Origin of the sequence: Amycolatopsis sp. NPDC059657 (assembly GCF_042734395.1) — a bacterium.
Classification (GTDB): Bacteria; Actinomycetota; Actinomycetes; order Mycobacteriales; family Pseudonocardiaceae; genus Amycolatopsis.
In genome coordinates, this window is record NZ_JBHWEB010000063.1 from 1 (window position 1) to 12,018 (window position 12,018).

Annotated in this window: 12 protein-coding genes; 4 read left to right on the forward strand and 8 right to left on the reverse strand. The window is 66.0% G+C overall.

All coding sequences use genetic code 11. The features are described 5' to 3' along the window. Positions 1 to 111 precede the first annotated feature (111 nt). The 3 genes from ACFV15_RS29170 to ACFV15_RS29180 are packed head-to-tail and all read right to left on the reverse strand — an operon-like array spanning position 112 to position 2,840. Positions 112 to 1,155, reverse strand: a complete 1,044-nt coding sequence (locus tag ACFV15_RS29170) for an ABC transporter substrate-binding protein (RefSeq protein ID WP_378354081.1) — start codon at positions 1,153 to 1,155, stop codon at positions 112 to 114. A gap of 10 nt (positions 1,156 to 1,165) precedes the next feature. Then, entirely contained in the window at positions 1,166 to 2,044 is an 879-nt protein-coding gene (locus ACFV15_RS29175; RefSeq protein ID WP_378354083.1) for an ABC transporter permease, read from the reverse strand. Further along, positions 2,034 to 2,840 (reverse strand): ABC transporter ATP-binding protein, encoded by an 807-nt coding sequence (locus tag ACFV15_RS29180; RefSeq protein WP_378354085.1) that lies wholly within the window; start codon positions 2,838 to 2,840, stop codon positions 2,034 to 2,036. Before ACFV15_RS29180 ends, ACFV15_RS29175 begins: the two co-directional genes overlap by 11 nt. Positions 2,841 to 2,998: 158 nt before the next feature. Here ACFV15_RS29180 and ACFV15_RS29185 point away from each other — a divergent pair, with 158 nt between their 5' ends. Together ACFV15_RS29185 and ACFV15_RS29190 are read left to right on the forward strand one after the other, a co-directional pair. Beyond that, positions 2,999 to 4,597 carry an ATP-binding protein gene (locus tag ACFV15_RS29185; RefSeq protein ID WP_378354087.1) on the forward strand — a complete coding sequence of 533 codons (1,599 nt, stop codon included), beginning with the start codon at positions 2,999 to 3,001 and terminating at the stop codon, positions 4,595 to 4,597. Beyond that, on the forward strand, positions 4,594 to 5,253 hold the full coding sequence (locus ACFV15_RS29190) for a response regulator (protein WP_378354089.1): 660 nt from the start codon (positions 4,594 to 4,596) through the stop codon (positions 5,251 to 5,253). The genes ACFV15_RS29185 and ACFV15_RS29190 overlap by 4 nt, the downstream gene beginning before the upstream one ends. Here the strand turns inward: ACFV15_RS29190 and ACFV15_RS29195 are convergent. Together ACFV15_RS29195 and ACFV15_RS29200 are read right to left on the reverse strand one after the other, a co-directional pair. Continuing rightward, complete coding sequence (locus ACFV15_RS29195) at positions 5,250 to 5,828, reverse strand: hypothetical protein (protein ID WP_378354091.1); 579 nt, start codon at positions 5,826 to 5,828, stop codon at positions 5,250 to 5,252. The two genes, ACFV15_RS29190 and ACFV15_RS29195, sit on opposite strands and share 4 nt — an antisense overlap. 97 nt (positions 5,829 to 5,925) lie before the next feature. Beyond that, positions 5,926 to 7,293 carry an ABC1 kinase family protein gene (locus tag ACFV15_RS29200; RefSeq protein WP_378354093.1) on the reverse strand — a complete coding sequence of 456 codons (1,368 nt, stop codon included), beginning with the start codon at positions 7,291 to 7,293 and terminating at the stop codon, positions 5,926 to 5,928. Between the two features lie 77 nt (positions 7,294 to 7,370). Here ACFV15_RS29200 and ACFV15_RS29205 point away from each other — a divergent pair, with 77 nt between their 5' ends. Next, a complete protein-coding gene (locus ACFV15_RS29205; RefSeq protein ID WP_378354095.1) occupies positions 7,371 to 8,039 on the forward strand; it encodes a TetR/AcrR family transcriptional regulator in 669 nt (222 codons plus the stop codon). Next, positions 8,036 to 8,641, forward strand: coding sequence for a TetR/AcrR family transcriptional regulator (locus ACFV15_RS29210; RefSeq protein ID WP_378354097.1), 606 nt, complete (start codon positions 8,036 to 8,038; stop codon positions 8,639 to 8,641). The genes ACFV15_RS29205 and ACFV15_RS29210 overlap by 4 nt, the downstream gene beginning before the upstream one ends. Before the next feature lie 112 nt (positions 8,642 to 8,753). Here ACFV15_RS29210 and ACFV15_RS29215 read toward each other — a convergent pair whose 3' ends face one another. From ACFV15_RS29215 to ACFV15_RS29225, 3 genes are all read right to left on the reverse strand, one after another. Next, positions 8,754 to 10,340: an AMP-binding protein gene (locus ACFV15_RS29215; RefSeq protein ID WP_378354099.1), complete on the reverse strand. Its 1,587-nt coding sequence runs from the start codon at positions 10,338 to 10,340 to the stop codon at positions 8,754 to 8,756. Continuing rightward, the gene (locus ACFV15_RS29220; protein WP_378354101.1) at positions 10,337 to 10,945 is read right to left on the reverse strand and encodes a TetR/AcrR family transcriptional regulator; all 609 of its coding nucleotides are present in this window, start codon (positions 10,943 to 10,945) and stop codon (positions 10,337 to 10,339) included. The genes ACFV15_RS29215 and ACFV15_RS29220 overlap by 4 nt, the downstream gene beginning before the upstream one ends. A gap of 73 nt (positions 10,946 to 11,018) precedes the next feature. Next, positions 11,019 to 12,008 (reverse strand): alpha/beta hydrolase, encoded by a 990-nt coding sequence (locus ACFV15_RS29225; RefSeq protein WP_378354103.1) that lies wholly within the window; start codon positions 12,006 to 12,008, stop codon positions 11,019 to 11,021. Positions 12,009 to 12,018 lie beyond the last annotated feature (10 nt).

Consider the following 12,018-nt stretch of genomic DNA (forward strand, 5'->3'; position numbering starts at 1 on the left):
GTTCCGGGCGGTTCTAACCGCCCGCAACGCTCACGACCCCAATAGAAAGAACGCCCTCCCCGCGGCGGGCGGGGAAGGCGTTCTCCACCCGGCATGCCGGGTAACCGGGTCTCAGTCGACCTGAGCCTTGGCGGCGTCCACGAACTGGGTCGTGTACGTCTTGCTCAGGTCGATCTTGTCCTTGCGCGGCTTAACGTTGGTCGATGACTCACCCAAGACCTCGAGCACGTTCTTCGCGCCTTCGGGGTCCATCCGGCCGTCGGGGGTGAACATCGGCAAGCTGTCCTTGAGCGACTTGACATACAGCGCGTTATCACCGCCCGCGAACGAGGGTGGCATGATCGCGGCCACCTCTTCCGGGGTGTGCTCCTTCAACCACTTCAACGAGGCCACAAAAGCATTGGCTAACTTCTGCACGACGTCTGGGTATCGTTGGACGATCTCGCAGCCCATGTACAGGGAGCTGGCCGGGTAAAGGCCGCCGAGCGCGGCGCGGGTGCCCTCCTCGGTGCGCATGTCGTAAAGCACCTTGGCCTTGCCGGTGTTCGTGAGCTGGGCGATCGTCGGGTCGGTGGTCATGCCCGCATCGATCGAACCCTGGTTCATCGCGGCGATGAACGTCTGCCCTGCGCCTGCCTTGACCAGTGTGTACTGGTCAGAGCTGATCCCCGCTTTGGTCGCCAGCGCCTTGGTCAGGAAGTCCGTGGACGAGCCAAGCGAGGTGATGCCGAGATTCTTGCCCTTGAAATCCGCGGAACCTCGGATGGCGTTCGCCTTGTCCGTGGCGACGACTTCGGCCTCACCCGGCACGTTCGCGAACTGCACAACGCTGGTAATGCACTGGTCCTTGGCCTGCAGATCGATCGCGTGGTCGTAGAAGCCGACCACCGCCTGCACCTCACCGGCGAGCAACGCGGTCTCCGCGTTCGCGCCGGACGGCTGATCGAACAGTTCGACTTCCAGGCCTTGCTTCTCGTACTCACCGAGCTGCTGTGCGAGCTGCCCCGGAAGGTAGATCACCTTCGACAGTCCGCCGACCATGATCTTGACGTGCGGTTTGCCGCTTTCGCCCAGCTCGACCTCTGGCACCCCTCGGCAGGCGGTCAGCGTGACCAGGAGCGCGGCGGTGACCGCGAATGTCCTTTTGAGACGCATACCGCCCACCTCAGATCTGTACCGCGTTGGCGGAAGCGTTTGGACGCCATCGCAACAACCGGTTCTCGAGCTGCCCGATACCCCACTCCGCGGACAGCGCGATGACGGTGATGATCACCATGCCCGCGTAGATGCCCGCCGAATCGAAGGTGCCTTGCGCGTTGTTGATGAGCAATCCGAGCCCCGCCTTCGCACCGGTGTACTCACCGACGATCGCGCCGATCAGAGCGAAGCCGAACGCCACGTGCAAGGAAGACAGAATCCAGGAGGTAGCGCTGGGCAGCACGATCGACTTCAGCACCTGCCAGCGGCTCGCGCCGAGGATGCGCGCATTGTCGATCAGGTTCTGGTCTACCTCGCGGGCACCGGTGAACGCGTTGAAGAACACCGCGAAGAACACCAGCACGAAGACCGTCGCGACCTTTGAGGCCATGCCGAGCCCGAACCAGATGAGGAACAGCACCGCGAGCACGATGCGCGGCAAGGCATTGCCCGCCTTGATGAACGGAGCAAACACGTCCGCCAGGTATCGGCTGCGACCGAGCACGACACCGAACAGGACACCCACGACAGCGCCGAGCACGAACCCGAGCACGGCTTCCTCGATGGTCACCAAGATCTGGTACCAGATCGAGCCAAGCGCTGTGCCGTCGGTGAACCACTCGACCAGCCGCATCCAGATCTTCGACGGCTTGGAGTAGAAGAAGTCATTGATCCAGAACGTCGCGGTCAGTTCCCAGCTTCCCAGCCAGACCACGAGAATCGCGGCACGCAGTGCCCAGATGTTGCGCCTGCGCTTGGCGTTCGCCCTGCGCTGCCTGTTCAGGATGTCGGCTTCGGTTTCCATCACCGGGACGACTGGGGCGGCGGTCAGCGTTTCATGCGACACGGTTGGCACCCTTCTCGCGAGCCTTGTCGACCTCGCCACGCAGTGATTCCCAGATTTCGCGGTAGATCAGGCGGAACTCCTCGGTCAGCCGGAGGTCCTCGACGTGCCGAGGGCGCTCCAACGGGATCTCGAAGACGTCCTTGACGGTCGCCGGGCTGGTGGTCAGCACGACCACCTTGTCGGCCAGCGCGATGGCCTCGTCGAGGTCGTGCGTCACGAAGATGACCGCCGCGCCGGTGCCGGACCACAGCCGCAGCAGCTCGTCCTGCATGAGCGCGCGGGTCTGCACGTCGAGCGCGGAGAACGGCTCGTCCATCAGCAGGATCTTGGGACTGGTGACCAGCGTCTGCGCGAGCGCGACCCGCTTGCGCATGCCGCCGGAAAGCTGGTGCGGGTAGTACTTCTCGAAGCCGGCGAGGCCGACGCGCTCGATCCATTCGACGGCCTGCTCGCGGGCCTGCGCCTTGTCGACACCGCGGAAGCGAGGGCCGGATGCCACGTTGTCGAGCACGGAACGCCACGGCATCACCGCGTCGGTCTGGAACATGTAGCCCACACCGTCCGGGATGGACTTCACGTCCACGCCGTTGACCTTGACCTGACCCGCCGAGGGCGGCTGCAGGCCGGAGACCAGCGAGAGCGTGGTCGACTTACCGCAGCCCGTCGGGCCGACGACCGCGACGAACTCGCCGGGGTTCACGGTCATGGTGAGGTCGCGGACCGCCGTGTGCACGGAGCCGGACCCGCTCGGGAAGCGCTTGGTGGCTCCGATGAGCTCGATCAGTGGTGGGGCCATCGTCATCGACTCCATCGTCGGTGTGCAGGGGGTCACACTGACGTTAAGAGTTGATCAAGAGGCCGTGAAGCTTGGCCACTTTCTGCGCGCGGACTGCGCATATTGAGCGTTTTGCTCATTCTGCGCAGCGCCGTGACCTGCAGGTACCGTCCTTGAGCATGAAGATGCGGTTCAGCCGCCAGATCCTGTTGCTGCAGGTCGGCGTGGTCGTGCTGATGCTCGGCCTCGGCCTCGCGCTGGTCTCTTGGCAGCTGCGGAAGACGCTCAACGAGCAATACGGCGAGCGGGCACTGGCGATAGCGCGCTCGGTCGCCGTCGACCCCGTAGTGATCGCCGAGGTGGCTGCGAAACGACCGGGCGGCGAACTCGAGCGACGCTCGGTGGAGGTGACGACACGGACCAAATCGCTGTTCGTGGTGATCACCGACGATCAAGAGATCCGGCTCGCCCATCCCGACGAGAAGCTGATCGGGCAGAAAGTGAGCACCTCCGCCAAGGAAGCTCTCGCGGGCAATGACGTGGTCAGCGCGGTGCAGGAAGGCACCCGAGGCCTGTCCGTACGCAGCAAGACGCCCATCTGGGCGCCGGGCTACAAACTGCCGGTCGGCGAGGTCAGCGTCGGATTCGAGTTCGACGATCCGATCGAGGCTTTCAACCGCCTGCTACCGACGACGTTGCTGTTCGCGGGTGGGGCGTTGCTGCTGGGCGTCGGGGCATCGGCGTTGCTGAACCGACGCCTGCGACGTGTCACGCACGGCTTGGAACCACACGAACTTTCGGAGTTGCTGTACGAACGCGAAGCCGTGCTGCACGGGATCGGCGAGGGCGTGCTCGCCGTCGACGCCTCCAACCGCGTGTCCGTCCGCAACGAGGAAGCCGAACGGCTGCTGGGCATTTCACTGCCCCTGAACACAGAACTGTCCTCATTGGACCTTTCGCCCCGACTGCGCAAGGCACTCGACGAGGGGTTGCCTGTGGACAATCTCCTTGCCGTAGCGGGAAACCGGGTACTTGTCATCAATTCCCGCGCGGTCGTCAGGGACGATCACGTCATCGGGACTGTGCTGACCTTCCGCGACCGCACCGATCTCGACACACTCAGCCGCGAACTCGACGGCATCCGCGCGCTCTCCGACGGCCTGCGTGCGCAGCGGCACGAATTCTCGAACCGGCTGCACACGTTGTCCGGCCTGCTGCAACTCGGGCACAACAGCGAAGCCGCCGAGTACCTGCAGACGATCACCGAGTCGGCCGGGAACATCTCGACAGAGGCCAGCGACGCAGTGACCGATCCGTATCTCCAGGCGCTGCTGGTCGCAAAAACCGAGCAGGCGCAAGAAAAAGGCATGACGCTGCGCGTGTCGGACGACTCATGGGTGCCCGCCTCGGTGACCGATCCGATCGCCGTCAACACTGTCGTCGGCAATCTCGTCGACAACGCGCTGCACGCCGCGCGCATGGGTCCGCGACGACCGGCGACCGTCGAGATCGCGCTGCTCGCGGACGGCGACACCCTGCACGTGTCCGTTGTGGACAGTGGGCCCGGCGTCGCGCCGGAGCTGCGCGACCGGCTGTTCGACGAAGGCGTCTCGACGAAACTCAGCCCTGGGCACGGGCTCGGGCTGGCGCTGGCGAGACAGGCGGCGCGGGCGCGTGGCGGTGACGTCTGGCTCGCGAATCCGGGTGACGAGGAGAACGGGGCGTTGTTCGTAGCGGCTTTGCCGGGCATGCTGAGCACGGGGAGGGCAGAGGGATGATCCGAACTTTGATCGTGGACGACGATTTCCGGGTCGCGGGTGTGCACGCCGGGTTCGTCGAGGAGGTCTCGGGGTTCGCGGTCGTCGGCACCGCGCACACCGCCGCCGAGGCCAGGGCTCGCGTCCGCGAGCTGTCGCCCGACCTCGTGCTGCTCGACGTCTACCTGCCGGACGAGTCCGGCCTCGTCCTGCTCCCCGAGCTGCAGACCGACACGATCGTGCTGTCCGCGGCGACCGATGGGAAGTCGATCCGGCGTGCGATCGGCGCCGGCGCGTTGAACTACTTGATCAAACCGTTCACCACACGCCAGCTCTCGGAACGGCTGCGCAGTTACGCGCGGTACCGCGGGCTGCTCACCGATGATCGGGTGCTGAACCAGGATGACGTCGACCGCGCGTTTCGCGCGCTGCACGAGCAGGATCGCGCACTCGCACCGAAAGGCCAGTCGACCGCGACTTCGCGGCTGGTCTCGGATCAGCTCCGCAACGCCGCGCATCCGTTGTCGGCGGCCGAAGTCGCGAACGAACTCGGCATGGCACGCGCGACGGCGCAGCGCTATCTGACCGCGCTGGCGGAATCAGGTTCGGTCGAGATGCGGTTGCGCTATGGCGCGACGGGCAGGCCGGAGCACGAGTACAGCTGGAAAGAGGCTTAGCCCCTGGTGATGGTGACCTTCACGAACTGGTCGACGTAGCTGCGCATGAACTCTTCGACCGGGTCCTTCGGCTTGCTGGGCGCCGGGAGGTCGACGCGCGGCGACGGCGTGGTCGGTGTCGACTTGGGTGGCTTCTTCGCCGACGGCGTGCGCGCGGCGGCAGGCTTCTGCGCGACGGGCTTCTTCGTCACCGGAACCGGCGCGGGGCCTGGGTTCGGCGGCTGCTCGACCTGAACCGGGACCGGCGCGGGCTCGGCGGCCCGCTCCTGGATCTCGACCGGCACGGGCGACGCGGTCTGCGTCTCGGGACCGTCGAAGGCACCGCCGGTGATCCACCCGGTCATCACGAGCGCGACCGCGCTGCAGGTGCCGAGCCAGGTCTTGATGCGGCGCTGGATGACCACAGACTTGGGCCGCAGGTCCCAGTCCTTGTCGTGCTGCTCGACGCCGCCTGCCGGAGACCGGCCGCTCACCGTGCGGCGGCGCTGCGGCAGGCTCGCCGCGACGATCCCCGTGCGGTCGAGCAACTCGACCTCGGGCACGGTCGTCATGCCGCGCGGAGCGGTGCGCACCATACGAAAACCTCCGGCTTTTGTCGCAGACGTCTGCATTCTGGTGGGTTTTCCACCGAACCTGGCGAAAGTTGACTCAATCGGGTGACTGGGGCACGCCCTAGGTTCGCCAGTCCTCTTCAAGTTTGCCCAGTGCTGTGACCGGTGCCTCACCGTACAGCCATTCGCGCGCGATGCGATGCCAGTTCCCCTGTGCGTACAGCTGGCCGAGCAGCCCGAAGGTATACAGCTCCACGCGTCGCGCGAAAAGGTGCGCAGGCGGGAGATGCTGCCAGCGCAGTTTGCGGAAATGGGCCGAGCGCGGGTCGATCGACGAGATGAACGCGTCGGTCGCCAGCTCGGGTGTGACGGCGATCTCTTCGTCGTCGAGATACCAGCCGACGGCGTCGCGAATGTAGTCGAGCATGACATCCGGTTCGATCAAACCGGGATCGGGAAAGACACCGATGCCGTCGAGTAGCGCGTGCACGTCTTGCGCGCGCCCTTCGCTCGCGGCACGCAGCACGTCGAGTTCAACTTGGACGTCCTCTTCGGGCATCGTCTTGAACAGTCCGAAATCGAGGAACGCGACCCGGCCGTCCGGGCAGAGCAGCAGGTTCCCGGGGTGTGGGTCGCCGGGAAAGCGGTGCTTCCGATACAGCGAGCCGCAATAGAAACGGTAGGCGATCTCGGCGACGCGGTCGCGCACGTCCTGCGGCTCGCGCTGGATCTCGGCGAATCCGGCGCCCTCGACGAATTCCGTGACCAGCACGTGTTCCCCGCAGAGCTCCGGAACGCTGTCCGGCACGACGATGAACGGATGCCCGCGGAACGCGGCGGCCACCTCGGCCTGTGTTTCGGCCTCGCGGCGGTAGTCGAGCTCTTCGATGATGCGCGTGCTGATCTCGTCGGTCATCGGACCGGCTTCGAGTCCCGGCACCAGTTTCTTCGAAAATCTGAGGAACAACGCCAGATTCTTCAGATCCGCGCGGACGGCGGTGGCGATTCCCGGGTACTGCACCTTCACCGCGACGACACGGCCGTCCGCTAATTCCGCGCGGTAGACCTGGCCGATGGAAGCGGCCGCGACCGGGGTCTCGTCGAACTTCGCGAAGGCCTCGCCGAGCGGCTTTCCGAGGTCACTCTCGATGACCGTGCGCATCCCACTGAACGGAACAGGCGGTGCTTGATCACGCAGTGCGGCCAGTTTCCGCTGGAAATCGACGCGTGCGTCCTCCGGCACGATCCCGATGTCGATCACGGAGAGCATTTGGCCCAGCTTCATCGCCGCGCCTTTCATGCTGCCGAGCACGTTGACGATCTGATCTGCGGCTTCCAGCGCGCGGCGTTCGAGAATGCGCGTGCGCTCGGGTTCGGAACGTCCGAGCGTGCTCGCTTTCGTGCCCATCTGGCGCGCGGCCTGGCCCGCGGCGAACACCCCGAGCCTGCCCGTGCGGGCAAAACGGGACGTCGGGATCTCACTCGGCATCGACGACCTCCAGTTACTCAACAGTAACACCAGATAAGCGTTCCGTAATAGGAGATATCCCGTAGGCTCCCTCCCCGATGGAATCCCCGCACGTATCCGGTACGGCGAAGCCAAAGGCACGCCGCGGGCGTCCACCTGAGCAAGGACTCGCGGAACGCCGGCGCCGCCAGCTCGTCGAATCCGCCTGCGCGGTGTTCGCCTCACGTGGCTACGAAGCCGCGAGTATCTCCGATGTCGCGAAGCACGCCGGCGTCGGCCAGGGCACCGTATACCGATACTTCGACAGCAAACGCACTCTCCTCGACCACGTCTTGGACCACAGCGTCGAGCGCATGCTGGACGCCGTGCGCACCGGTGCGACCCGCGAACGCCCGCACTCGCTGGAAGAGTTCACCGCGCAGGTTCGTTCGATCGCCGAACGACTATTCGAGCTGATCGAGGCGGAACCGGACCTGATCAAGCTGGTGGTCGTCGAGGCCACCGCGATCGACGACGAGCTCAAGGCCAGGCTCGTCGGCTTGGAGAACACGCTCACCATGATGATGGCGTCCTATTTGGACCATGGCGTGCGCGAAGGCTGGCTGCGCAAGGGGCTCGACAGCCGCTGGGCCGCGCACGCGATGAACTCCTTGCTGGTACCGGGCTTTTTGCTGGCGCTACGCGGCGAAGCCACCCCTGACAGACGCGCCAGATATGTCGACGCGCTCGTTTCCTTCATCGTGTTCGGAATGCGCGGCCCCCGATGACCGACAGAGCGGCGGCTCGCAGCGAAGAACTGATCGCGGCCGCGTACAAGGTCTTCTCCACCCAGGGCTACCGCACGACCGGCGTCGCCGACATCGTGCGCGAGGCAGGCGTCAGCCACGGGACGTTCTACAACTACTACGACAGCAAACGCCACATCCTCGACGCGGTGCTCGACCACGCGGTCGGCAAGATCATCGTCGGCGTGATCGGCTCGGACGCGCCTGCGGAAGCGACCACGCTCGACGAGCTGTCCGACCAGTTCCGCGCGATCCTCACCCGGCTCTTCGCGGTGATCGAAGAGCAGCCGGGGCTGATCGAGTTCCTGATGCTCGACGCACCCGCGATCGACGGCGAGATGATCACCCGCCTGCTCGAGCTGACGTCGTCGTTCGGGACTTTGGCGATGGGCTACCTCGAAAACGGGGTCCGCCGCGGGTTCCTCGACCCGAACCTGGACACCAAGATCGCGGGCGAGAGCCTGCTCGCCCTGATGATCTCGGCCGTGGTCTCGACCATGGGCGGTTCACTCCGGCCGGCCGACCGCGACGCCCAGATCGAAGCACTGGTCGAGTTCGCCTACCACGGCATGGCCGCCGTCTAGGCTGCTGATTTTTCTCCCAATGCGGCATTGGTCAGGTTTCAGCACGCCAATGTGGCTTTCGTCAGCTCAAACCTGACGAAAGCCACATTGGGATTTTTTTGACCGGCCGGGGTCAGGGGGCTTGGAGCAGGCGCTTGACGATCTTGCCGGTCGCGTTGCGCGGGAGTTCGGAGCGGAAGAGGATTTCGCGGGGCACCTTGTAGCCTGCGAGGTTTTCCTTGACGTACTGGCGGAGGTCGGACTCGGTGAGCGGGGAGTTCTCGGCGAGTACGACGAAGGCGCGCAGGCGCTGGCCGAACTTCTCGTCGGGGACGCCGATGGCGGCGGCCTCCTTCACCGCCGGGTGGCGGTCGAGCAGGTCTTCGACCTCCTGGGGGAAGACGTTCTCGCCACCGGAGACGATCATGTCGTCGTCGCGGCCTTGCAGGTAGAGCCTGCCCTCGGCGTCGAGGTAGCCGACGTCGCCGGTGGACATCAGGCCGGACAAGGACTGTTTGGTCTCGCCGCTGGTGTAGCCCTCGAACAGGGCTCCGCTCGCGACGAAGATCCGGCCGGTCACCCCTTGCGAAACTTCAAGCCCGTTCTCGTCGAGGATCTTCACGATCGTTCCGCGTGCGGGGCGTCCGGCGGTGTCCGGGGCGACGCGCAGGTCGGCGGGTGTCGCGATGGAGACGAGTGCGACCTCGGTCGAACCGTAGATGTTGTAGAGCGTGTGGCCGAACTGAGTCATCCACTCCAGCGCCAGGTCACCCGGCAGCGCGGAACCCGCCGCGGCCACGACCTCCAGGCCGGACAGATCGTAGCCACGCAGGACGACCCGCGGCAGGTCCAGTATCCGCCGCAGCATCACGGGAACCGGCACCAGCACCGAAGCGCGGTGGGACGCCAGGTCGGCCAGTGTGGTTTCGGGGTCGAACTTGCGGCGGACGATCTGGGTCGCGCCGAGTTGCAGGCCCAGCAGCAGGAACGCCAGGCCCCAGGTGTGGAACATCGGCGCCGCGACGACGTAGGACGACTTGCGGCGCAACGGGATTCGCTCGATCAGGCCCGCGACCGGGTCCAGTGAGTCGGCCTTCCTGGCGACGCCCTTGGGCGCGCCGGTGGTGCCCGAGGTCAGGATCACCACCTGACCGGCTCGCGACGGCATCGGGACATAGCCGTCGAAGTTGTCCTGGATCAGCTCGTCCAGCGTCGGCTCGGGGACGCGCTCGTCGTGCCAGGCGACGAACCGCGGCAGGTCGACGGAGCCGATCAGTGCCTCGAACTCGTGGTCGTAGATGACCGCGTCAGCGCGCTCGCGGTCCAGCACGTCGGCCAGCTGCGGCCCGGCGAAGGCCGTGTTGAGCAGCAACGCGTCGGCGCCGAGCTTCCCGAGTGCGGCCAGCGCGTCGACGAAACCGCGGTGGTTGCGGCACATCACCGCGACGCGGCTGCCCGCGCGGATGTCGTGCGCCGACAGTGCGGCGGCCAATGCCGACGACCGCCGGTCCAAGTCCACAAAGGACAGCGTGCCGCGCTCGTCGATCAGCGCCGCGCGCTCGCCATGCTGAATGGCCGCGGCCGCGACGAGCGTCGCGGGTGACATGCCCCAGCGCAGCGCCGCTACGCCGATGCGCAACGCCTTGTCCGGCCGCATCGGCCTGGCGATGCCACCGCGCGCGAGGATGCCGACATTGACCAGTTCGTGCAGAAGGTTCACGCGACAATCCCATCGAACATGATCTGCATACCCGCTCGGATCCAGCGATCCCGCTCCGTGGCGGGATCTTCCGCCGACAGCAGCGACATCCCGCAGGCGATCATCATCCCGTTCAGCGCCTGCGCGGTGATCTCGGTGTCCATTCCCTGCCGCAGGAAGCCCTTTTCGACGCCGTTGCGCAGGTACTGCTCGGTCCCGGCGGCCATCCCGCGATAGATCTGCTGGATCATCAGTGTCATCTCCGGGTCCGCGCCCAGCGCCTCGACGAACAGCAGCCTGGTCAGCGCCCGGTCCTCGGCGAAGAGAGTGAACAGCCGCGCGCAGATGTGCTCGGTCTGCGCCCGGTAGTCGGCGAGCGAACTCGTCCTTTTTGGATCGTCCTCGACCATGACGCTCATCAGCCTGGCGGCGGCTTCGTTGACCACGTGTACCAGGATGTCGCGTTTGTTCTCGAAGTACCGGTAGAACGTGCCATGCCCGATCTGGAGCTCCGCGGCGATGTCAGCGATGCCCGCGGCGTGGTAGCCACGCTGGCTGAACACCTTGAACGCGGCGTCGACGATGTCCCGACGCCGCTGCTCGGCCCGCTGCTCCGTGGTCGTCATCCCGCACTCACCTGGTCATCGTAAGGTTCGACGCGAGGCATGTCGCCCCGCAAGTTGACGTAGTCGCCGGGCTTCAGGGTGCCACCCGCTTGACGAACTCCCCGATCCGGCGGATCGCCCTGCGCGCTTCCGGCAGGATGTCCGCGCCCGCCTGGAAGACGTGCACCTGCTTCTCCCAGACCTGAACCTCGCACTCCGAGCCCGCGGCGGCGAGCCGCTCGGCCATCAGCTCGGCGTCCGCCAGCAGCATTTCCGTGGATCCGACCTGGATCAGCGTCGGCGGCATCTCCGCCAGCTCACTGTCCACAGGGCACACATGCGGCCCGAGTTGTCCTTCCACCACAATACGTTCGTTCAGCTCGACGATCAGCTTCAGCGACTGCGGGACCAGGTACGCGTCGGTCGAGGCGTTGGGGTGCGCAATCTTCCGCGCCGGGTCGATCTCGGTCAACGGCGACAGCGCGGCGACACCGGCGGGCCGTGGCAGGTCGAGTTCGGCGACCGCCAGTGCGACCATGAACGCCAGATACCCACCTGCGGAGTCACCGGCGACGACGATCTGTTCCGGCCGGAAACCGTTGGACAGCAACCACTTGTATCCGTCGACCCCATCCGAGACGGCCGACGAGATCGGATTGCGCGGCAGCATCCGGTAGTCGACGTTCAACACCGGCCCGTCGGCTGCCGCGGAGATCCGCGAGACCAGCCGCCGATGCGTACGCAGTCCACAACAGACAAAGCCACCGCCGTGCAGATAGAGCACCACGCGGTCTTGGCTCGCGCCGAGCGCTTCGACCCACTCGGCGCGGCAGTTCGGCAGCCGGACCGGCCGCAGGTCGGTGCCCTTGCGCGCGGGCAGCAGCAGGCCCGCGTAGTCCACGAGACCCCACGGCCACGAGAACGAGGGGTACCGGACGCCCGCGACGAGCACCGGCCGGATGAAGGTACGGAGCGCGAGGGCCAAGACCCGCGCTCCGGTGCTTACTCCGTCTACGTGAACTATGCGAGCCTGCGTTTCCTCCGCGGCCGGACCATCGTTGACCTCGGGAAAGGGAACACTCATCTGCTGCCAC